The sequence below is a fragment of the Kitasatospora purpeofusca genome (assembly GCF_036010405.1).
GTDB lineage: Bacteria > Actinomycetota > Actinomycetes > Streptomycetales > Streptomycetaceae > Kitasatospora > Kitasatospora purpeofusca.
Map to the genome: position 1 here is coordinate 3,544,195 of NZ_CP108561.1, position 20,277 is coordinate 3,564,471.

The following is a 20,277-nucleotide window of genomic DNA, read 5'->3' on the forward strand; positions in this document are numbered from 1 at the left end:
GGTTACTCAGCTTTCGGTGCGATGGGACTGTCGGGGTGCGCGTGAGCCGCGCCGCTGGGCGGCCTTGACCGGGGGGCGTCGCTCCTCGGTCTCCTGGGCCTCCTGGAGGGCGTCCCAGCGCTCGTACGCGTCCACGATCCGGCCGACCAGCTTGTGGCGGACCACGTCGGTGCTGGTGAGGACGGAGAAGTGGATGTCGGGCACGTCGACCAGGATCTCCTGGACGACCTTGAGGCCGCTGCGGGTGCCGCCCGGGAGGTCGATCTGGCTGGTGTCGCCGGTGACGACCACCCGGGAGTTGAACCCGAGGCGGGTGAGGAACATCTTCATCTGCTCGGGCGAGGTGTTCTGGGCCTCGTCCAGGATGATGAAGGCGTCGTTGAGGGTACGGCCGCGCATGTAGGCCAGCGGCGCGACCTCGATCGTCCCGGCGGCCATCAGCCGCGGGATGGAGTCGGGGTCCATCATGTCGTGCAGCGCGTCGTACAGCGGCCGCAGGTACGGGTCGATCTTCTCGTAGAGGGTCCCGGGCAGGAATCCGAGCCGCTCGCCCGCCTCGACGGCCGGACGGGTCAGGATGATCCGGTTGACCTCCTTGGCCTGGAGGGCCTGGACGGCCTTGGCCATCGCGAGGTAGGTCTTGCCGGTACCGGCCGGGCCGAGGCCGAAGACGATCGTGTGCTTGTCGATGGCGTCGACGTAGCGCTGCTGGTTGAGGGTCTTCGGACGGATGGTCCGGCCCCGGTTGGACAGGATGTTCGCGGTGAAGACCTTCGACGGCACCGGGCTGTCCGGGTCGTCGACGCCGCTGCGGAGCATGGCGATGGATCGCTCCACGGAGTCCTCCGTGAGGGGTTGGCCGGTGCGCAGCACCAGCATCAGCTCGCTGAACAGCTGCTTGACGAGGGTGACCTCGGCGCGCTCGCCGGTCGCGGTCACCTCGTTGCCCCGGACGTGGATGTCGGCGGCGGGGAAGCCCTGCTCGATCACTCGCAGCAGCGAGTCGGCGGCACCGAGCAGGGTGACCATCGGATGCTTCTCGGGGATGACGATCCGGGCGCTGACACGGCCGTCCTCGGCCGGTTCGGGGCGCGGCTGTCCGTTGGAACGGGTCTGCGATGTGTCACTCATAGGTCGGCGCTGGGGCCTGCCTCATCCCATCCGTGTCTCGTGTGCCGCTCGGTCTCTCCGGGGCACCAGGGTACGCCGCGCGGATGATCGACGCGGCGGGCGGCGGGGCCGCACCCGACGATGCTGCGGCAGAACGCCGGGCGGCGCGAGCGGTTTTCCCCGCTGTTCACCGCGGCCCTGACGGAGGGCGCCTCACTTGTGCCGGGGCGGTACTGGTACCCGGGCGAGGTCCTCGGCAAGCACGATCGGGCCGTCGAAGTGCTTGCGGGCGTCGGCGAGGTGCTGGCCGAGGTCGGGGTAGCGCTGCGAGAAGTGGGTCAGCACCAGGGTGCGGACGCCCGCCTCGGCGGCGACCTTGGCGGCCTGGCCGGCGGTGAGGTGGCCGTGGTCCTCGGCGAGACCGGCGTCCGCGTCGGAGAAGGTGGCCTCGACGACCAGCAGGTCGGCGCGCTCGGCGAGCTCGTACACGCCCTCGCAGAGCCGGGTGTCCATGACGAAGGCGAAGCGCTGCCCGGGCCGGGGCTCGCTGACCTCCTCCAGGGCGACCCGCCGGCCGTCCACCTCGATCGCGCCCTGGTGCTGGAGCCGGCCGGTGTCGGGGCCGGCGATGCCCAGGGCGGCCAGCCGTTCGGGCACCAGCCGGCGGCCGTCCGGCTCGCTCAGCCGGTAGCCGAAGGACTCGACCGGGTGCGAGAGCCGGACCGCCTCCAGCGCGAAGCGGGCGCCGGGCGCGGGCAGCGGGCCCGGTTCCTCGATCGGGCGGGGCCGCAGCACGGCCGTCTCGTGGAAGGCGGTGGCGTGCCGCAGCCGCTCGAAGTACACCTCGCCGGAGGCCGGGAAGTAGACGTCCACCGGGTGCGGGACCCGGTCGAGGTTGATCCGCTGGATCACCCCGGCCAGGCCCAGGCTGTGGTCGCCGTGGAAGTGCGTGACGGCGATCCGGGTGAGCTGGGTGGCCGAGACCCCGGCGCGCAGCATCTGCCGCTGGGTCCCCTCGCCGGGGTCGAACAGCAGGCCCTCGCCGTCCCAGCGCAGCAGGTAGCCGTTGTGGTTGCGGTGCCGGGTCGGGACCTGGCTGGCGGTCCCGAGGACGACGAGTTCGCGCTGCGACACCCGCTAGACCATGCGCTCGGTCATGGAGGTGCCGCCCAGCACGTGGACGTGGGCGTGGAAGACGGTCTGGCCCGCGCCGGCACCGGTGTTGAAGATCAGCCGGTAGTCCTCGACTCCCTCGTCCGCGGCGACCCGGCCCGCCTCGGCGAGCAGCTCGCCGGCGATGTCGGGCTCCGCGTCGGCCAGCGCGGCCGCGTTCGGGTAGTGGGCGTGCGGGACCACCAGGACGTGCACCGGGGCCTTCGGGGCGATGTCGCGGAAGGCGAGGGTCCGGTCGGTCTTGCGGACCACGGTGGCCGGGATCTCGCCCGCCACGATCTTGCAGAACAGGCAGTCGGGCTGCGGCTCGCCGGCCATCGGGATCTCCTCGCGGGATGCTGGTGCCGGTCCGGAGGGACCGTACGGCGGCATGCTAGGCCCTCTCTTTCGGATCACGCCAGGCGGTCGCCGCCGGAACACGCACGGCGACGACCGCGCGGGGGACGGGAGGCCGGACCGGGGTCCGGCCTCCCACGGGCACCGGGCTACCGCTCCCAGGGCAGCGCCGGCGGGGTCTTCGCCGGCCGCTCGGCGAGCGCCGCCAGGGCGATCCGCACCCCCTCGGCGAGCTGCGGGTCCTCCCCCGCCGCCCAGGCGTGCGGCGGGAACGGCACCTCCACGTCCGGGTCCACCCCGTGGTTCTCCAGGCCCCAGCCGAGCCGCTCCGACCAGAACGCGTACTTGGGCTGGGTCACCAGGGTCCCGTCCACCAGCGAGTAGCGACTGTCGATGCCGATCACCCCGCCCCAGGTGCGGGTGCCGACCACCGGGCCGATCCCCAGCGCCTGGATCGCCGCGTTGACGATGTCGCCGTCCGAGCCCGAGTACTCGTCCGCCAGGGCGACGACCGGACCGCGCGGCGCGTCCTCCGGGTACGGCGCGGGATTGGCGACGTCCCGGCCCACGCCCCAGCCGACGATCCGCCGCGCCAGCTTCTCGACCACCAGCTGCGAGGTGTGCCCGCCCCGGTTGCCCCGGATGTCGACGACCACGCCCTCCCTGGCCATCTCCGACCGCAGGTCGCGGTGGATCTGCGCCCAGCCGGTGGTCTGCATGTCGGGGATGTGCAGATAGCCGAGCCGGCCGTCGGACAGCTCCCGGACGGCGGCCCGCCGCCCGGCCACCCAGTCGTGGTAGCGCAGCGCCTCGTCGTCGGCGAGCGGCACGACCACCGGGTGCCGCTGGTCGGTGCCGTCCTTGCCGGCCACCGTCAGCTCGACCGGCTGCCCGGCGGTGCCGGCCAGCAGCGGCGCCGGGCCGGTCACCGGGTCCACCGGGCGGCCGTTGACGGCCAGCACCGCGTCCCCGGGACGGACCGCCGCGCCGGGGGCGGCCAGCGGCGAGTGCGCCCGGGGGTCGGAGGACTCCCCCGGCAGGATCCGCGCGACCCGCCACACCTCGCCGTCCCGGACCAGGTCCGCGCCCAGCAGGCCCTGCCGGCGGGCCGGCTCGCTGTGCACGCCGTGCGCCACCACGTACGCGTGCGAGGTGCCCAGCTCGCCGTGCACCTCCCAGAGCAGGTCCACCAGGTCGTCGTGCGAACCGAGCCGCTCCACCAGCGGCCGGTAGCGGGCCAGCACCCCGGCCCAGTCCACCCCGCCGAGGTCGGGACGCCAGAAGTTGTCCCGCATCAGCCGGCCGTTCTCGTCGTACATCTGCCGCCACTCGGCCGCCGGGTCGACCGTCACCCGCAGCCGGTCCAGGTCGACGTCGATCTCGTCGTCCTCGCCGGACGCCTTGTGGTCGGCGGGCACGATCCGCAGCTCGCCCTCGTCCAGCACCGCGAGCCGGGTGCCGTCCCCGCTCACCGCGAACGCGTCCAGGCCGTCCACCAGCTGCTCCGCCCGGCGCTTGCGGAAGTCGAAGCGCTCCAGGGTCGCCCGCGGGCGCTCGTCCTCCAGCGAGGCGGCCTCGTCGCCCAGCTCGCCGACCAGCGGGAGCCTGGTCCACAGCACGCCGTCCTTGGCGGCCCGCAGGACGCCGAACCGGCCGCCCTCCACCGGGAACGGCACGATCCGGTCGGCGATGCCGTCCAGGTCGACCCGGGTCGCCGGCGGCGCGTCGGCCGCGCCCTCCTCGCCGTCCGTCCGGCGGCCCTTCGGCTCGTCCTCCTCCCCGCCGGCCGTTCGGCCCGCGCGGCGCGGGCCGAACGGCGACGGCGTGTCGGCGGCCAGCGTGATCAGGTACGGGCGGCAGCCGTTGGGGAACGACAGGTCGAAGACGTGCGAGTCGTACACCGGGTCGAAGCTGCGCACCGAGAGGAAGGCCAGGTGCCGGCCGTCGGCGGTGAACGCCGGGGAGGTGTCGACGAACCGCTGCGGGGTCGCCTCGGAGACCGTCCGGGTGGCCAGGTTGGCCAGCACGATCTGACGCAGCGACCACGCCCCGAGGGTCGGCTGCGACCAGGCCAGCCAGGCCGAGTCCGGGCTGAACGCCAGCCCGCTGACCTCGCCGTCGGTGCTGTGCGCCAGCTCGTGCACGGCGCCGTCGGCCAGGCCGACCAGCAGCACCCGGCCGTCGTGCGCGCCGACCGCCAGCTGCTTGCCGTCCGGGGAGACCAGCAGCGAGCGGACCCGGCCCAGCCGCCCGGCGGCGAGCCGGCGGCGCTCGGTGCCGAGCACCGCGGGCGCGTACTCGATCGCGTCCTCGCCCTCGGCGTCGGTCACCCAGACCACGCCCTGCGCGGCGTCCTCGCCGGCCGGTCCCGGCACCACCCGGGCCAGCCGGCCGCGCACGCCCGGCGTCTCGTCCAGTACCCGGGCCGGGCCCTCCCGGTGGGCCAGCCAGTGCACGGAGCCGCGCACCACCACGGCCCCGGCCCGCCCGGTGCGGTCCGGGGCGGCGCTCTCCAGCCAGTGCGCGGCGGACACCGGGCAGGGGCGGCGGCCGGTGCGCGGGCCGGCCGGGCGGACGTCCAGGCGGCGCGGTTCGGCGCCGTCGAGGTCCTCCAGCAGCCACAGGTCGCCGGCGCTGTGCCAGACCACCCGGCTCCCGTCGGTGGTGGCGGTGCGGGCGTAGAAGCCCTCCGGCGAGATGCCGTGCCGGCGCAGGTCGGAGCCGTCCGGGAGGCTGGAGTACAGCGCGCCGACGCCCTCGTGGTCGGAGAGGAAGGCGATCCGCCCGCCCACCCACAGCGGCGACTCGATGTGCCCGGCCAGGTCCTCGTGGACGCGCTCGAAGCGGTCGGCGCCGATCCACAGCCGGCCGGTCCGCCCGCCCCGGTAGCGCTTCCACCAGGCCGGCTCGGTGGCGTAGGCGGAGACCAGCAGCACCCGGTCGCCGCCGGGCTCGAAGGCCAGCCCGCCGACCGGGCCGTACGGCAGCCGGGCCGCCTCGCCGCCGTCCAGCGGCACCGCCCGCGCCCAGGTGCGGCGCAGCGAGGCCTGCCCGGTGGCGGTGGTGGCGATCGGCCGGCCGTCGGCGGTCCAGCCGCGCAGCTGGGTCTGCGCGTCGCCCCAGTGGGTCAGCCGCCGGGACGGCCCGCCGTCCACCGGGGCCACGTGCACCTCGGGGGCGCCGTCCCGGGTGGAGGTGAAGGCGACGTGGCGGCCGTCCGGGGAGAACATCGGTCTGCGGACCGGACGGTGGTCGGCGGTCAGCCGCCAGGCCCGGCCGCCGTCCAGCGGGGCGAGCCACACGTCGTTCTCGGCCACGAAGGTGATCAGGTCGCCGTGCAGGTGCGGGTGGCGCAGGTAGGCGCCCTCGGGGGTGCTCTCGGGTTCGCTCACGGTCGCCACCCTAGGCAGCCAGGGGCACGGCGCGCCCGCCGTTCGCGGTCCGCGAACCCCCACGGGGGATTCCGGTGTCAGGCCCAGCGGCCGGTGCGGCCCAGCAGCAGCGCGCCGGCCGCGACCCCGGCCGTGGAGGTGCGCAGCACCGAGGGGCCGAGCCGGTACGGCTTCGCGCCGGCCCCGGCGAAGGCGGCCAGCTCCTCCGGGGAGACGCCGCCCTCGGGGCCGACCACGAGCACCAGGTCCCCGCCGGTCGGCAGGTCCGCGGCGGCCAGCGGTTCGGCGCCCTCCTCGTGCAGCACGGCGGCGAACGCGGCGGCGGCCAGTACCGGGGCCAGCTGCCGGGTGGTCATCGCCTCGCGGACCTCGGGGAAGCGCAGCCGCCGGGACTGCTTGCCGGCCTCCCGCGCGGTGGCCCGCCACTTGGCGAGCGCCTTGGCGCCGCGCTCGCCCTTCCACTGGGTGATGCAGCGCGACGCGGCCCAGGGGATCACCACGTCCACGCCGACCTCGGTCATGGTCTCCACCGCCAGCTCGCCCCGGTCACCCTTGGGCAGGGCCTGGACGACGACGATCCGCGGCGCAGGCTCCGGCTCGCGGCGCACCGCCGTCACCGTCACCTCGATCGCGTCCTTGCCGTGCACCGCCGCGACGGTGCCGTCCGCGCCGAGGCCGAGCCCGTCGGCCAGGGTGACCGCCTCGCCCGGCTCCAGCCGCTTCACCGCGGCGGCGTGCCGGCCCTCCGGCCCGTCCAGGCGCACCGTCGCGCCCGGCGCGGCGGCGGCGATCCGCTCGGTGTCGACGACGAACACGGGCGCGGTCATGCGGGGAACCTCCGGGGTGGGGACGGGAACGGGAACGCGAAAGGGGTGCCGAGGAAGCCTCGGCACCCCCGCGCGGGACGGCTACCGGCCGTTGAAGGCGTCCTTCAGCCGGGAGAACAGCCCCTGCTGCCCGGGCGCGAACTGGCCGGACGGCCGCTCCTCGCCGCGCAGCACCGCCAGGCGGCGCAGCAGCTCCTCCTGCTCGGGGTCGAGCTTGGTGGGCGTCTGCACCTCGACATGCACTATCAGGTCGCCCCGGCCGCCGCCGCGCAGGTGGGTGATGCCCCGGCCGTGCAGCGGGATCGACTGGCCGGACTGGGTGCCGGGCCGGATGTCGACCTCCTCGATCCCGTCCAGGGTCTGCAGCGGCACCTGGGTGCCGAGCGAGGCCGCCGTCATCGGGATGGTGACCGTGCAGTGCAGGTCGTCGCCGCGCCGCTGGAAGGTCGGGTGGGCGGTCTCGGCGATCTCGACGTAGAGGTCGCCGGCCGGGCCGCCGCCGGGGCCGACCTCGCCCTCGCCGGCCAGCTGGATCCGGGTGCCGTTGTCGACCCCGGCCGGGATCTTGACGGTCAGGGTGCGGCGGGCGCGGACCCGGCCGTCGCCGGCGCACTCCGGGCACGGGGTCGGCACGACGGTGCCGAAGCCCTGGCACTGCGGGCAGGGCCGCGAGGTCATGACCTGGCCCAGGAAGGACCGGGTGACCTGGGAGACCTCGCCCTTGCCGCGGCACATGTCGCAGGTCTGCGCGGAGGTGCCGGGCGCGGCGCCCTCGCCGCTGCAGGTGGTGCAGGTGACGGCGGTGTCGACCTGGAGTTCCTTGGTGGTGCCGAACGCGGCCTCCTCCAGGGTGATCTCCAGCCGGATCATGGCGTCCTGGCCGCGCCTGGTCCGGGAGCGCGGTCCGCGCTGGCCGGAGGCGGCGCCGAAGAAGGCGTCCATGATGTCGGAGAAGCCGAAGCCCGCCGCGCCCGCGCCGAAGCCCGCACCGGCTCCGCCGTTCGGCGAGAGCGGGTCGCCGCCGAGGTCGTAGACCTGGCGCTTCTGCGGGTCGGAGAGCACCTCGTAGGCGGCGTTGATCTCCTTGAACCGCTCCTGCGTCTTCGGGTCCGGGTTGACGTCCGGGTGCAGTTCGCGTGCCAGGCGCCGGAACGCCTTCTTGATCTCGTCCTGCCCCGCATCCCGTCGGACGCCGAGTACCGCGTAGTAGTCCGTGGCCACCAAATGCTCCGCTTGTTCCGCCTGTGTGAGTGCTTGCGACTTAGGGCGCCGTCAGCTGTCCGACGACGACCGTTCCTACGACTCGGCCAGAATCTGGCCCACGTACCGTGCCACCGCTCGCACCGCCCCCATTGTGCCCGGGTAGTCCATCCGGGTCGGACCGATCACCCCCAGTTTGGCCACGCTCTCGTCGCCCGAACCGTAACCGACCGAGACGACCGAGGTGGAATTCAGCCCTTCGTAGGCGTTCTCCCGCCCGATCCGGACCGTCATCCCGGCGTCCGCGGTCTCACCCAGGAGGCGGAGCAGGACGACCTGCTCCTCCAGGGCCTCCAGCACCGGCTGGATGGTCAGCGGGAAGTCGTGGCCGAAGCGGGTCAGGTTGGCCGTGCCGGCCAGCATGATCCGCTCCTCGCGCTGCTCGGCGAGGGTCTCGAAGAGCGTCGCCAGCACCGTCGACACGGTCGGCCGGTCGACCGCCTCGAACAGCCCGGGCAGTTCCTCCAGCAGCCCCGGGACGTCCGGGAGCCGCTGTCCGGCGGCCCGGGCGTTGATCCGGCCCCGGAGGTCCGCCAGCACGGTCTCGCCGACCGTACCCGGGCAGTCCACCAACCGCTGCTCGACACGGCCGGTGTTCATGATCAGCACCAGCATCACCTTGGCCGGGGCCAGCGCGACCAGCTCGATGTGCCGCACCGTGGAGCGGCTCAGCGAGGGGTACTGCACCACCGCGACCTGGCGGGTCAGCTGGGCGAGCAGCCGCACCGTGCGGGCGACCACGTCGTCGAGGTCCACCGCGCCGTCGAGGAAGTGCCGGATCGCCCGCCGCTCGGGCGCGCTCATCGGCTTGACCTCGGCCAGCTTGTCGACGAACAGCCGGTAGCCCTTGTCGGTGGGGATCCGCCCGGCGCTGGTGTGCGGCTGGTGGATGTACCCCTCCTCCTCCAGCGCCGCCATGTCGTTGCGGACGGTGGCCGGGGAGACCCCGAGGTTGTGCCGTTCGACCAGGGCCTTGGAGCCGACCGGCTCCTCCGTCCCCACGTAGTCCTGGACGATCGCGCGAAGCACCGCGAGTTTGCGGTCGTCGAGCTGGCGGACCTCACCGGCCATGGGCACGCACCTCCGTCTTCACGCGTTGTCCGTTGTGACACACCGTCGTGGCATGTGTCCGTGTTCGAGCTGTCCGGTCCGACCCCGCGGGGCCCGGCCTTGGCACTCTGAACACACGAGTGCCAGAACCGTACCTGCCAGTGTAAGGCCCGGGTCCGACGGCAGGAACGGCCCGGCCGGGGTGATCCTGCCCGCAGTCCGCGGCGCGCGGGTGATGCCGCGGGGCCCGCCCGGTGGCAGCATCGGAAGCGGACGGCGAACGGAGGAGCAGCGATGTCGAGCTCGGGCCAGCACACCCGCTTCGCCCCCGACCGCGGCCTGACCGGCCGCATGGTGGGGACGATGTTCCTGATCGGGCTGTTGTACGTGGGATTCACCGGTCTGCTGATCGTGCTGCTGCGCGGCGCGTGGCCGATCGTCGTACTGATCTCGGGCGGCCTGTTCGTCGCCCAGTTCTGGTTCAGCGACCGGATCACCGAACGGGCGATGGGCGCCCACCGGGTCACCCCGGAGCAGTACCCGCAGCTGCACGGCGCCGTCGACCGGCTCTGCGCGCTCGCCGACATGCCCAAACCCCGGGTGGCGGTCGCCGACAACGACATGCCGAACGCCTTCGCCACCGGCCGCAACCCGCAGAACGCGGTGGTCTGCGTGACCACCGGCCTGCTGCGCCGGCTGGAGCCCGAGGAACTGGAGGGCGTGCTCGCCCACGAGCTGTCGCACGTCGCCCACCGGGACGTCGCCGTGATGACGGTGGCCGGCTTCCTCGGCGTGCTGGCCGGCGCGATGACCCGGATCGCGATGTACGGCGGCTTCATGGGCGGCGGGCGCAACAGCAACGACTCCAACGCCGCGATCGCCGCCCTGGTGGTCCCGCTGGTGTCGATCGCCGTCTACGCGATCAGCTTCCTGCTGACCCGGCTGCTCTCCCGCTACCGGGAGCTGGCCGCCGACCGGGCCGCCGCCCAGCTGACCGGGCGGCCCAGCGCGCTGGCCTCGGCGCTCACCAAGGTGACCGGCCAGATCGCCGCCATCCCGACCCGGGACCTGCGCCAGGCGCAGGCGTACAACGCGTTCTGGTTCGCGCCGGCGCTGAGCGCCCGGGAGGCCGCCACCCAGCTGTTCTCCACCCACCCGTCGCTGGAGCAGCGGCTGGCCCAGCTGGCGAAGATCTCCTCCGAGCTCGGCCGCTGAGCCGCCCGCACCGCTCCCGGCCTCCGCACCCGCACCCGCCCTCCGACCGGAAGGACCGCCGTGGGCATCCTGGACACGCTGTTCGGCCGCACCAAGCCCGTCAAACCCGACCTCGACCAGCTGTTCGGCGTCCCGTCCGCCGCCCTCACCCTGGAGGCCGCGGCCGGCTTCCGGCCCACCGGGCTCGGCTCGGTCTGCTTCGCCTCCGTCGAGGGCGGCGCCTTCGACGAGGTCGAACGGCAGGTCAGGGCCCTGCTCGACGCCGACACCGAACGCGGCGGCGTCCCCGTCGAGGCGTCCAAGGACTCCTACGGCTACTCCTGGCTGCTCGCCCGGCACACGCCCGACGAACTGCCCGAACTGGTCAACGACCTGCACGCGGTCAACAGCGAACTAGAGGCGCACGGCTTCGGCCCCCAGCTGCTCTGCTCCCTGGTCGGCTTCCGCGACACCGACGGACGGCGCCCGCTCGCCCTCGTCTACCTGTACAAGCGCGGCACGTTCTACCCCTTCGCGCCGCTGCCCGGCGGCGGGGAGAAGCGCGACAACCCGCTGGAGCTGGAGGTCAACGCGATGCTCGGCAACGACCTGCGGCTGGAGAAGGACCTCACCCGCTGGTTCCCGGTCTGGGGCGCACCGGGGCTGTGACCCGGGGCCGCCACCACCGGGCCCGGTAAATCGGTGGCCCTCGGCCGCCCCCGCCCCTAGGGTCCGCCCCGTGATCAACTGGACCGCACTCGAATCCGCCGCCCCCACTCCCGACACCCTCGCCGCCGTCAGCGCCGCACTGCGCTCGCCCGACCCGCACGTCCGCGACAGCCTCGCCTACGAGCAGCTGTGCCGCTGGGTGCCGCTGCTCACCCCCGAACAGCGCCTCGCGCTCGGCGACGAGATGGCCGAACGCCTCACCGACCCCGAGATCCAGGCCCGCACCTTCGCCCCGCTGGTCCTCGCCGACCTCGCCGACCACGGCGCCCACCGCCCGGCCTGGCTGGAGTCCTTCGCCCGCTGGTACGTCGAGGAGACCGACCTGCGCGGCTTCGACCCCCGGCTCGGCTGGCTGCACGCGGTCGCCCACGGCGCCGACCTGCTGGCCGCCCTCGGCCGGGGCCCGCTGCTCGCCGACCCGACCCCGCTGCTGGACCTGGTCGCCGCCCGGCTGCTCGCCCCCACCGACCACGTGCTGGACGCCATGGAGGACGACCGGCTCGGCCGCGCCGTCGCCCAGATCCTCACCCGCCCGGAGCTGACCGAGCGCCAGGCCCTCGGCTGGCTCGACCCGATCGCCGCGCAGCCGCCGCGCCGCCCCTCCGCGACCGCGGGCGCCGTCCCCGCCGTCGTCTCCAACACCCTGCGCACCCTGCGGGCCGTCTACGTGCTCGCCGACCGCGGCGTCCGGATGGAACGCGGTGGCGCACCCGTGCCGCTGCCGCACTCCGCGGCCCTGCGCGCGCGGATCGCCGAGGTGCTGGTGCTGAACTCGCCGTTCACCGGCTGACGCCCCGTAGACTCCGGGGAATGCGCAGCCGCCAGTACGGACCGGACCTGACCCCGCCGTGGAAGCGGACGACCCCCGTCCCCGAGGTAGCGGCCGAGCGGGACCTCGTGGTCGAGGAGGCGTCGACCGGCTTCTGCGGGGCGGTGGTGCACTGCGAGAGGACCGCCGAGGGCCACACCGTCACCCTGGAGGACCGGTTCGGCAAGCACCGGGTGTTCCCGCTGGTCCCCCGCGGCTTCCTGCTGGAGGGCCGGACGGTGACCCTGGTCCGCCCCTCGGGCCCCGCCCCGGCCCGCACCCCCGCCCGCACCGCCTCCGGCTCGGTCGCCGTCCCCGGTGCCCGGGCCCGGGTCGCCCGCGAGTCGCGGATCTACGTCGAGGGCCGGCACGACGCCGAGCTGGTGGAGCGGGTCTGGGGCGACGACCTGCGGATCGAGGGCGTGGTCGTCGAGTACCTGGAGGGCGTCGACGACCTGCCCGCGATCGTCGCCGAATTCGCCCCCGGCCCGGAGCGCCGCCTCGGCGTCCTGGTCGACCACCTGCTCCCGGGCACCAAGGAGCACCGCATCGCCGCCCGGGCGAGCGGCCCGCACGTCCTGGTCGTCGGCCACCCCTACATCGACGTCTGGCAGGCCGTGAAGCCCTCCTCCGTCGGCATCCCGGCCTGGCCCGCCGTCCCCCGGGGCGAGGACTGGAAGACCGGCACCTGCCGCCGCCTGGGCTGGCCCGAGGACACCCCGGCCGCGTGGAAGCGCATCCTGTCCAAGGTGGACTCCTACCGGGACCTGGAGCCCGAGCTGCTGGGCAAGGTCGAGGAGCTGATCGACTTCGTCACCCTGCCGGGTCAGGAGTAGGGCCGGACCACGTCGACGACCGGAACAGCCGGCCCGTCGAACCGATCGATCGCCCCGCGCCCATCGGCGGTCACCGGGAGAAGGTGGCCCGGGTCAGTCCACCAGGTCACGTACCACCCCGTCGGCCAGGAGGCGGCCGCGGAGGGTGAGGGCGGCGCGGTCGGCGGCCCAGGGCTCCGGGGCGAGGAGGCCGTCGGCCAGGTGCCGGCGCGCGGCCTTCAGGCCGGTCTCCGTCAGGAGGTCCAGCGGGATGCCCTCGGCCAGGCGCAGCTCCAGCAGGATGCGCTCGACCCGGCGGTCCTCGGCGGCGAGGCGTTCGCGGCCCTGGGCGGGGGTGCGGCCCTCGGCGAGGGCGCGGGCGTAGGCGGCGGGGTGCTTGGCGTTCCACCAGCGGACGCCGCCGACGTGGCTGTGCGCGCCGGGGCCGGCGCCCCACCAGTCGCCGCCGGTCCAGTACAGCTCGTTGTGGCGGCAGCGGCCCTCGGGGGTGGTGGACCAGTTGGAGACCTCGTACCAGGAGTAGCCGGCCGCGGCCAGCGCCTCCTCGGCGATCAGGTAGCGGTCGGCGTGCACGTCGTCGTCGATCATCGGCAGTTCGCCGCGGCCGACCCGGGCGGCCAGCTTGGTGCCCTCCTCGACGATCAGCGAGTAGGCGGAGACATGGTCGGGGCCGGCGCCGATCGCGGCGTCCAGGGAGGCCCGCCAGTCGTCGTCCGACTCGCCGGGGGTGCCGTAGATGAGGTCGAGGTTGACGTGCTCGAAGCCCGCCGCGCGCGCCTCGGCGACGCAGGCCTCGGGGCGGCCGGGGGTGTGGTGGCGGTCGAGCAGCTTCAGCACGTGCGGGCGGGCCGACTGCATGCCGAAGGAGATCCGGTTGTAGCCGCCCTCGCGCAGCTCCGCCAGGTACGCCGGGTCCACGGACTCCGGGTTGGCCTCGGTGGTGACCTCGGCCCCCTCGGCGAGCCCGAACTCCTCGCGGATCGCGGCGAGCATCGCCACCAGGTCGCGGGCGGGCAGCAGGGTCGGGGTGCCGCCGCCCAGGAAGACGGTGCGCACCGGCGGGGCGGCGTCGCCGAGCACCCGGCGGGCCATCCTGACCTCGGCGACCACGTTGTCCGCGTAGGTCTCTTGGGAGGCGACCGTGCCGGAGGAGCGCAGCTCGGTGGCGGTGTAGGTGTTGAAGTCGCAGTAGCCGCAGCGGCTGGCGCAGTACGGCACGTGCAGGTAGAAGCCGAACGGCCGGGAGCCCAGCCCGTCGAGGGCGTGCGCGGGCAGGGAACCGTCGGACGGCACCGGTTCGCCGTCGGGGAGTGCGGAGGGCATGACCCCATTGTCCCGTACGGCCGGAGTGATCCCCCCGGGCCGTACGGGACGGCGCTGGACGCGGCGGAGCGGGGCCGGCTCAGGCCTCGTTGGCGCCCGAGTACATCGCCGTGACCTCGTCCGCGTAGGTCCGCTCCACCACCGGGCGCTTGATCTTCAGGCTCGGGGTGAGCTCGCCGTGCTCGATGTCCAGGTCGCGCGGCAGCAGGTGGAACCTCTTGATCGTCTGCCAGCGCTGCAGCGAGCCGTTCAGCCGCCGGACGAAGCCCTCGATCAGCTCGTGGGTCCTCGGGTCGGCCGTCACCTCGGCGTAGGAGCTTCCGGCCATCCCGTGCTCGGCGGCCCACGGCATGATCACGGCCTCGTCCAGGCCGATCAGCGCGGTGCAGAAGTTGCGGCCGTTGCCGATCACCAGGATGTTGCTGACGAACGGGCAGACCGCCTTGAACTTGCCCTCCACCTCGCTCGGCGCGACGTACTTGCCGCCGGAGGTCTTGAAGAGGTCCTTCTTGCGGTCGGTGATCCGCAGGAAGCCGTCCGGGGACAGCTCGCCGATGTCCTCGGTGTGGAACCAGCCGTCCGACTCCAGCACCTCGGCGGTCTTCTCCGGCAGGTTGTGGTAGCCGCGCATCACCCCGGGGCCGCGCAGCAGGATCTCGCCGTCCTCGGCGATCCGCACCTCGGTGCCCGGCAGCGGACGGCCCACCGTGCCGACCCGGATGTCCTCGGCCCGGTTGACGCAGGATCCGGCGCTGGTCTCGGACAGGCCGTAGCCCTCCAGGATCGGCACGCCCGCGCCGACGAAGAAGTAGCCGATCTCGGGCGCCAGCGCGGCACTGCCGGACACCGCCCCGCGCAGCCGTCCGCCGAACGCGGCCCGGATCTTCGCGTACACCAGCCGGTCGGCGATCGCGTGCTTCAGCCTCAGCCCCACCGGCGCGGTGCCCACCCCGGTCGCCACCCGGCTCTCCTGCACCGCGCGGGCGTGGCCGCGGGCGGTGCGCGCCGCCCACAGGAAGATCTTGTACTTGGCGCCGCCCTCGGCCCTGGCCTTGCCGGCGATGCCGTTGTAGACCTTCTCGAAGATCCGCGGCGCCGAGGCCATGATCGTCGGCCGGATCACCGGGAGGTTGTGGATGATCCGGTCCACCCGGCCGTCCAGCGCCATCACGTGCCCGGTGGCGATCTGCCCCGAGATCAGCGTCTTGCCGAACACGTGCGACAGCGGCAGCCACATGAACTGCACGTCGTCGGCGGCCAGCAGCCCGCTGGCCTCCTGGGCCCGCCCCTCGTACGCCCAGCAGTCGTGCACCAGCCGCACGCCCTTGGGGCGGCCGGTGGTGCCGGAGGTGTAGATCAGGGTCGCCAGCTGCTCCTTGTCGAGCGCGGCGATCGCCTTCTCGACCGCGTCCGGGTGCGCGGCCAGGTGCTCGGCGCCGAGCCGCTCCAGCTCGGTGAAGGAGAGCACCTTCAGCCGGCCGGCCTCGGGCGGCCCGTCGGGCGCGTCGAAGAGGACCACCGTCTCCAGCGCGGGCAGCCGGTCCAGCTCCGCGACCACCTTGTCCAGCTGGGCGGTGTTCTCGGCGAACATGGCCCGGGAGCCGGAGTCGGAGAGGATGAACGCGGTCTCGTCGGCGTTGGTGCTCGGGTAGACGGCCGTGGTGGCCGCGCCCGCGCACATGTTGCCGAGGTCGGCCAGGACCCACTCCAGCCGGGTGGAGGAGGCCAGCGCGACCCGGTCCTCGGCCTCGATGCCCAGCGACAGCAGCCCCGCCGCCACCGCGTACACCCGGGTCGCGGCCTGCGCCCAGGTCAGCGACCGCCACTGCTCGGCGCCGGGGGTGCTGTCCGCCGCGTGCTCGTCCACCGGCACCGGGTAGCGGTAGGCCTCACCGCCGGGGGTCAGCGCGACCCGCTCCTGGAACAGGTGGGCGACGGAGGTCGGGCGCCCGGCGACGAGGTCGGGACGGCCGGAGTCGATCAGGGACTGCGCGGAACTCAACGAGGACCTCCGGGGGCGGGTGGCCGTCCGATGGACGTGGAGGGACGGGTCTGCGGCTGGGGCCGGCACCGCGGACGGAACGCGTGGCGGCCGTGGGGGCGGTCGCCGGCCCGCCTGACGCAAACCGGGCCGGTACCAGTGAGTAACAAGAGGGCTTTCAGCAGCCTAGGGGGAAACCGGTCATTCCGTAAGAGGGCAGGCCGAGCTGGCACCATGCCGAACCACCGGTGCACGGCACCACCCCGCCGCCCGGAACGTTCGGCAAAGAGCCGGACAAAGATCCGGCTCGCTTGCCCGGAATCGGCTGTACGAGCCCTCCGAACAACGAGAATTGGGATGCCAACGACGCCGCCGACGACAAGAGTGAGCCAGTGCTGATCAGACTGCTAAGGGCGTACCTCCGCCCCTATTCCCGACCGATCACCCTGCTGGTGCTGCTCCAGCTGGTGTCCACCCTCGGGCTGCTCTACCTGCCCACGCTCAACGCCGACATCATCGACAGCGGCGTCATCAAGGGGGACACCGGCTACATCCTGCAGGTGGGCGCCGTGATGATCGGCGTCACCGTCCTCCAGACCCTCTGCTCGATCTGCGCCGTCTACTACGGGGCGCGCACCGCCATGGCCGTCGGCCGCGACATCCGCGCCGCCGTCTTCGACCGCGTCCAGGGCTTCTCCGCCCGCGAGGTCGGCCAGTTCGGCGCCCCGTCCCTCATCACCCGCACCACCAACGACGTCCAGCAGGTCCAGATGCTGGTCCTGATGTCGTTCACCATGATGGTCGCGGCGCCGATCATGTGCGTCGGCGGCATCATCATGGCCCTCAACCAGGACGTGCCGCTCTCCGGCCTGCTGCTGGCGGTCGTCCCCGCCCTCGCCGTCGTGGTCGCCGTGCTCGTCCGCCAGCTCCGCCCGCGCTTCCGCAGCATGCAGGACAAGATCGACACCGTGAACCGGGTGCTGCGCGAGCAGATCACCGGCATCCGGGTCATCCGCGCCTTCGTCAAGGACGACCACGAGCAGAACCGGTTCGCCGACGCCAACGAGGACCTCACCGGCGTCTCGCTGCAGGTCGGCAAGCTGATGGCCTACCTGTTCCCGAGCGTGATGCTGGTCGTCAACGTCTCCAGCGTCGCCGTCCTGTGGTTCGGCGCCCACCGGATCAACAGCGGCGACATGGAGATCGGCGCGCTCACCGCGTTCCTCTCCTACCTGCTGCAGATCCTGATGAGCGTCATGATGGCCACCTTCATGTTCATGATGGTGCCGCGCGCCGAGGTCTGCGCCGAACGCATCCAGGAGGTGCTCGGCACCGACTCCAGCGTCGTACCGCCCACCGACCCGGTCACCGAGGTGCTGCGCCGCGGCCACCTCGAACTGCGCGAGGTCGACTTCCGCTACCCCGGGGCCGAGGCCTCCGTGCTGCGCGGCATCGACATCACCGCCCGCCCCGGCGAGACCACCGCCGTCATCGGCTCCACCGGCAGCGGCAAGTCCACCCTGCTCGGCCTCGTCCCCCGGCTCTTCGACGTCAGCTCCGGCCAGGTCCTGCTCGGCGGCGTCGACGTCCGCGAACTCGACCCCGGCGCCGTCTCGGACAGCGTCGGACTCGTCCCGCAGAAGCCCTACCTGTTCTCCGGCACCGTCGCCAGCAACCTCCGCTACGGCCGGCCCGACGCCACCGACGAGGAGCTCTGGCACGCGCTGGAGATCGCCCAGGCCAAGGAGTTCGTCGAGAAGTTCCCCGAGGGCCTGGACGCGCCCATCGCCCAGGGCGGCGGGAACGTCTCCGGCGGCCAGCGCCAGCGCCTGGCCATCGCCCGCACCCTGGTGCGCCGGCCCGACATCTACCTCTTCGACGACTCCTTCTCCGCGCTCGACTACGCCACCGACGCCAAGCTGCGCAAGGCGCTCGCCCGCGAGACCACCGAGGCGACCGTCGTGATCGTCGCCCAGCGCGTCTCCACCATCCGGGACGCCGACCGGATCATCGTCCTCGACGAGGGCGCCGTGGTCGGCACCGGCACCCACGGCGAGCTCATGGCCGGCAACCCGACATACCGGGAGATCGTGCTCTCCCAGCTCACCGAGCAGGAGGCGGCGTGACCAGCCCCGACAGGCCCGCACCCGGGTCCGACGCAGCACCCGGCGGACGGCCGGGCGGCCCCGGCGGCCCCGGTGGACGACCGGACTTCGCCAAGGGGCCGGGCGGCCGACCGGGCGGCCCCGGCGGACGCCCCGGAGGCCCCGGAGGCCCAGGCGGACCCGACGCGCCGGCCGGTGACTCCCAGTCCGCCGCCGCCCGCCGCGGCCCCGCCGGACCCGGCCGCTTTATGGGCGGTCAGGGCGCCGAGAAGTCCATGGACTTCAAGGCCTCCGGCAAACGACTGCTCAAACTGCTCCGCCCCGAACGCGCCCTGATCGCCGGCGTCCTCGGCCTCGGCGTCCTCAGCATCGGCGCCGCCATCGTCGGCCCCAAGATCCTCGGCCACGCCACCGACCTCATCTTCGCCGGCGTCGTCAGCAGCCGCTTCCCGGCCGGATCCTCCAAGCAGCAGATCGTCGACGCCATGCGCGCCCGCGGCGACGGCGACATCGCCAACCTGATCTCCTCGGTCGACTTCACCCCCGGCCAGGGCATGGACTTCGACGCCATCGGCAGCATCCTGCTCTGGGTCCTCGCCATCTACGTCGCCTCCGCCGTCTTCGGCGTCGTCCAGGGCCGCCTCGCCGCCCGCGCCATCCAGCGCGTCGGCTACCGGCTGCGCCAGGACACCGAGGCCAAGCTCGCCCGGCTGCCGCTCAGCTACTTCGACAAGCAGCCCCGCGGCGAGGTCCTCAGCCGGGTCACCAACGACATCGACAACATCAGCCAGACCATGCAGCAGACCACCGGCCAGGTGATCAACTCCCTGCTCACCGTCATCGGCGTACTCGCCATGATGTTCTGGATCTCCTGGCTGCTCGCCCTGATCGCGCTGATCGCCGTCCCGCTGTCCGTCGTCGTCGCCACCCGCGTCGGCAAGCGCGCCCAGCCCCAGTTCGTCCAGCAGTGGCGCTCCACCGGGCAGCTCAACGCGCACATCGAGGAGATGTACACCGGCCACTCCCTGGTCAAGGTCTTCGGCCGCCAGAAGGAGTCCGCCGCCACCTTCCGCGAGCACAACGAGGCCCTCTACGCCTCCAGCTTCAAGGCCCAGTTCATCTCCGGCATCATCCAGCCCGCGATGATGCTGATCGGCAACCTCCAGTACGTGCTGATCGCCGTCGTCGGCGGCCTGCGGGTCGCCAGCGGCGCCCTGAGCATCGGCGACGTCCAGGCGTTCATCCAGTACTCCCGGCAGTTCAGCCAGCCGCTCACCCAGGTCGCCAGCATGGCCAACCTGGTGCAGTCCGGCGTCGCCTCCGCCGAGCGCGTCTTCGAACTCCTCGACTCGGCCGAGCAGACCCCCGAACCGGCCATGCCGGAACGCCCCGACACGCTGCGCGGCCGGGTGGTCTTCCAGGACGTCGCGTTCCGCTACGACCTCGACAAGCCGCTCATCGACGACCTCTCGCTCAAGGTCGAACCCGGCCAGACCGTCGCCATCGTCGGCCCCACCGGCGCCGGCAAGACCACCATGGTCAACCTGCTGATGCGGTTCTACGAGGTCAGCTCCGGGCGGATCACCCTCGACGGCGTCGACATCGCCGCCATGTCCCGCGAGGAACTCCGCTCCGGCATCGGCATGGTCCTCCAGGACACCTGGCTGTTCGGCGGCAGCATCGCCGACAACATCGCCTACGGCGCCGAGGGCGCCACCCGCGACCAGGTCGTCGAGGCCGCCCGGGCCGCCCACGTCGACCGCTTCGTCCGCACCCTGCCGGACGGCTACGACACGGTCATCGACGACGAGGGCACCGGCGTCAGCGCCGGCGAGAAGCAGCTCATCACCATCGCCCGCGCCTTCCTCGCCCAGCCGTCGATCCTGGTCCTCGACGAGGCCACCAGCTCCGTCGACACCCGCACCGAGGTGCTCATCCAGCGGGCCATGGCCCGGCTGCGCACCGGCCGCACCAGCTTCGTCATCGCCCACCGGCTCTCCACCATCCGGGACGCCGACGTGATCCTGGTGATGGAGAACGGCTCCATCGTCGAGCAGGGCGGCCACGACGAGCTGATCGCCGCCGACGGGGCCTACGCCCGGCTCTACCAGGCGCAGTTCGCCGAGGCGGTCGCCGAGGTCGAGTAGCCCGGG

General features: G+C 73.4%; 15 protein-coding genes. 6 read left to right on the top strand and 9 right to left on the bottom strand.

What is annotated here, in order from left to right; genetic code table 11:
* Positions 1 to 6 precede the first annotated feature (6 nt).
* The 7 genes from OG715_RS15445 to hrcA all read right to left on the bottom strand — a co-directional run bounded on the left by OG715_RS15445 (position 7) and on the right by hrcA (position 9,169).
* Complete coding sequence (locus tag OG715_RS15445) at positions 7 to 1,029, bottom strand: PhoH family protein (RefSeq protein ID WP_266271683.1); 1,023 nt, start codon at positions 1,027 to 1,029, stop codon at positions 7 to 9.
* A 294-nt stretch (positions 1,030 to 1,323) separates the two neighbouring features.
* A complete protein-coding gene (locus OG715_RS15450; RefSeq protein WP_266269342.1) occupies positions 1,324 to 2,244 on the bottom strand; it encodes a ribonuclease Z in 921 nt (306 codons plus the stop codon).
* Between the two features lie 3 nt (positions 2,245 to 2,247).
* Positions 2,248 to 2,601, bottom strand: a complete 354-nt coding sequence (locus tag OG715_RS15455) for a histidine triad nucleotide-binding protein (protein WP_266269343.1) — start codon at positions 2,599 to 2,601, stop codon at positions 2,248 to 2,250.
* A gap of 167 nt (positions 2,602 to 2,768) precedes the next feature.
* Positions 2,769 to 6,011, bottom strand: coding sequence for a S41 family peptidase (locus OG715_RS15460; protein ID WP_266269344.1), 3,243 nt, complete (start codon positions 6,009 to 6,011; stop codon positions 2,769 to 2,771).
* A 77-nt stretch (positions 6,012 to 6,088) separates the two neighbouring features.
* Positions 6,089 to 6,838 (bottom strand): 16S rRNA (uracil(1498)-N(3))-methyltransferase, encoded by a 750-nt coding sequence (locus tag OG715_RS15465; RefSeq protein WP_266269345.1) that lies wholly within the window; start codon positions 6,836 to 6,838, stop codon positions 6,089 to 6,091.
* 81 nt (positions 6,839 to 6,919) lie between these two features.
* Positions 6,920 to 8,059: a molecular chaperone DnaJ gene (gene dnaJ / locus OG715_RS15470; RefSeq protein WP_266269346.1), complete on the bottom strand. Its 1,140-nt coding sequence runs from the start codon at positions 8,057 to 8,059 to the stop codon at positions 6,920 to 6,922.
* A 75-nt stretch (positions 8,060 to 8,134) separates the two neighbouring features.
* On the bottom strand, positions 8,135 to 9,169 hold the full coding sequence (gene hrcA / locus OG715_RS15475; RefSeq protein ID WP_266269347.1) for a heat-inducible transcriptional repressor HrcA: 1,035 nt from the start codon (positions 9,167 to 9,169) through the stop codon (positions 8,135 to 8,137).
* Positions 9,170 to 9,442: 273 nt separating this feature from the next.
* Here hrcA and htpX point away from each other — a divergent pair, with 273 nt between their 5' ends.
* The 4 genes from htpX to OG715_RS15495 all read left to right on the top strand — a co-directional run bounded on the left by htpX (position 9,443) and on the right by OG715_RS15495 (position 12,715).
* Entirely contained in the window at positions 9,443 to 10,363 is a 921-nt protein-coding gene (gene htpX / locus OG715_RS15480; RefSeq protein WP_266269348.1) for a zinc metalloprotease HtpX, read from the top strand.
* A gap of 60 nt (positions 10,364 to 10,423) precedes the next feature.
* Positions 10,424 to 11,011 (top strand): PspA-associated protein PspAB, encoded by a 588-nt coding sequence (gene pspAB, locus OG715_RS15485; RefSeq protein ID WP_266269349.1) that lies wholly within the window; start codon positions 10,424 to 10,426, stop codon positions 11,009 to 11,011.
* 70 nt (positions 11,012 to 11,081) lie between these two features.
* Positions 11,082 to 11,861 carry a DUF2785 domain-containing protein gene (locus OG715_RS15490; protein ID WP_266269350.1) on the top strand — a complete coding sequence of 260 codons (780 nt, stop codon included), beginning with the start codon at positions 11,082 to 11,084 and terminating at the stop codon, positions 11,859 to 11,861.
* Between the two features lie 20 nt (positions 11,862 to 11,881).
* Positions 11,882 to 12,715 carry a DUF3097 domain-containing protein gene (locus OG715_RS15495; protein ID WP_266269351.1) on the top strand — a complete coding sequence of 278 codons (834 nt, stop codon included), beginning with the start codon at positions 11,882 to 11,884 and terminating at the stop codon, positions 12,713 to 12,715.
* A 93-nt stretch (positions 12,716 to 12,808) separates the two neighbouring features.
* Here OG715_RS15495 and hemW read toward each other — a convergent pair whose 3' ends face one another.
* Together hemW and OG715_RS15505 are read right to left on the bottom strand one after the other, a co-directional pair.
* On the bottom strand, positions 12,809 to 14,038 hold the full coding sequence (gene hemW / locus OG715_RS15500) for a radical SAM family heme chaperone HemW (RefSeq protein WP_266269352.1): 1,230 nt from the start codon (positions 14,036 to 14,038) through the stop codon (positions 12,809 to 12,811).
* Between the two features lie 79 nt (positions 14,039 to 14,117).
* Positions 14,118 to 16,040, bottom strand: coding sequence for an AMP-dependent synthetase/ligase (locus tag OG715_RS15505; protein WP_266269353.1), 1,923 nt, complete (start codon positions 16,038 to 16,040; stop codon positions 14,118 to 14,120).
* Positions 16,041 to 16,411: 371 nt separating this feature from the next.
* Here OG715_RS15505 and OG715_RS15510 point away from each other — a divergent pair, with 371 nt between their 5' ends.
* Together OG715_RS15510 and OG715_RS15515 are read left to right on the top strand one after the other, a co-directional pair.
* Entirely contained in the window at positions 16,412 to 18,145 is a 1,734-nt protein-coding gene (locus tag OG715_RS15510) for an ABC transporter ATP-binding protein (RefSeq protein ID WP_266269354.1), read from the top strand.
* Between the two features lie 227 nt (positions 18,146 to 18,372).
* On the top strand, positions 18,373 to 20,271 hold the full coding sequence (locus tag OG715_RS15515) for an ABC transporter ATP-binding protein (protein ID WP_266269355.1): 1,899 nt from the start codon (positions 18,373 to 18,375) through the stop codon (positions 20,269 to 20,271).
* Positions 20,272 to 20,277 lie beyond the last annotated feature (6 nt).

What these genes read in the sequence shown, in the direction of transcription:
- hemW (WP_266269352.1), bottom strand. Translation starts at nt 14,038, where the DNA reads ATGCCCTCCGCACTCCCCGACGGCGAACCGGTGCCGTCCGACGGTTCC.
- OG715_RS15465 (WP_266269345.1), bottom strand. Translation starts at nt 6,838, where the DNA reads ATGACCGCGCCCGTGTTCGTCGTCGACACCGAGCGGATCGCCGCCGCC.
- hrcA (WP_266269347.1), bottom strand. Translation starts at nt 9,169, where the DNA reads ATGGCCGGTGAGGTCCGCCAGCTCGACGACCGCAAACTCGCGGTGCTT.
- OG715_RS15445 (WP_266271683.1), bottom strand. Translation starts at nt 1,029, where the DNA reads ATGGTCACCCTGCTCGGTGCCGCCGACTCGCTGCTGCGAGTGATCGAG.
- OG715_RS15495 (WP_266269351.1), top strand. Translation starts at nt 11,882, where the DNA reads ATGCGCAGCCGCCAGTACGGACCGGACCTGACCCCGCCGTGGAAGCGG.
- htpX (WP_266269348.1), top strand. Translation starts at nt 9,443, where the DNA reads ATGTCGAGCTCGGGCCAGCACACCCGCTTCGCCCCCGACCGCGGCCTG.
- OG715_RS15455 (WP_266269343.1), bottom strand. Translation starts at nt 2,601, where the DNA reads ATGGCCGGCGAGCCGCAGCCCGACTGCCTGTTCTGCAAGATCGTGGCG.
- OG715_RS15515 (WP_266269355.1), top strand. Translation starts at nt 18,373, where the DNA reads ATGGGCGGTCAGGGCGCCGAGAAGTCCATGGACTTCAAGGCCTCCGGC.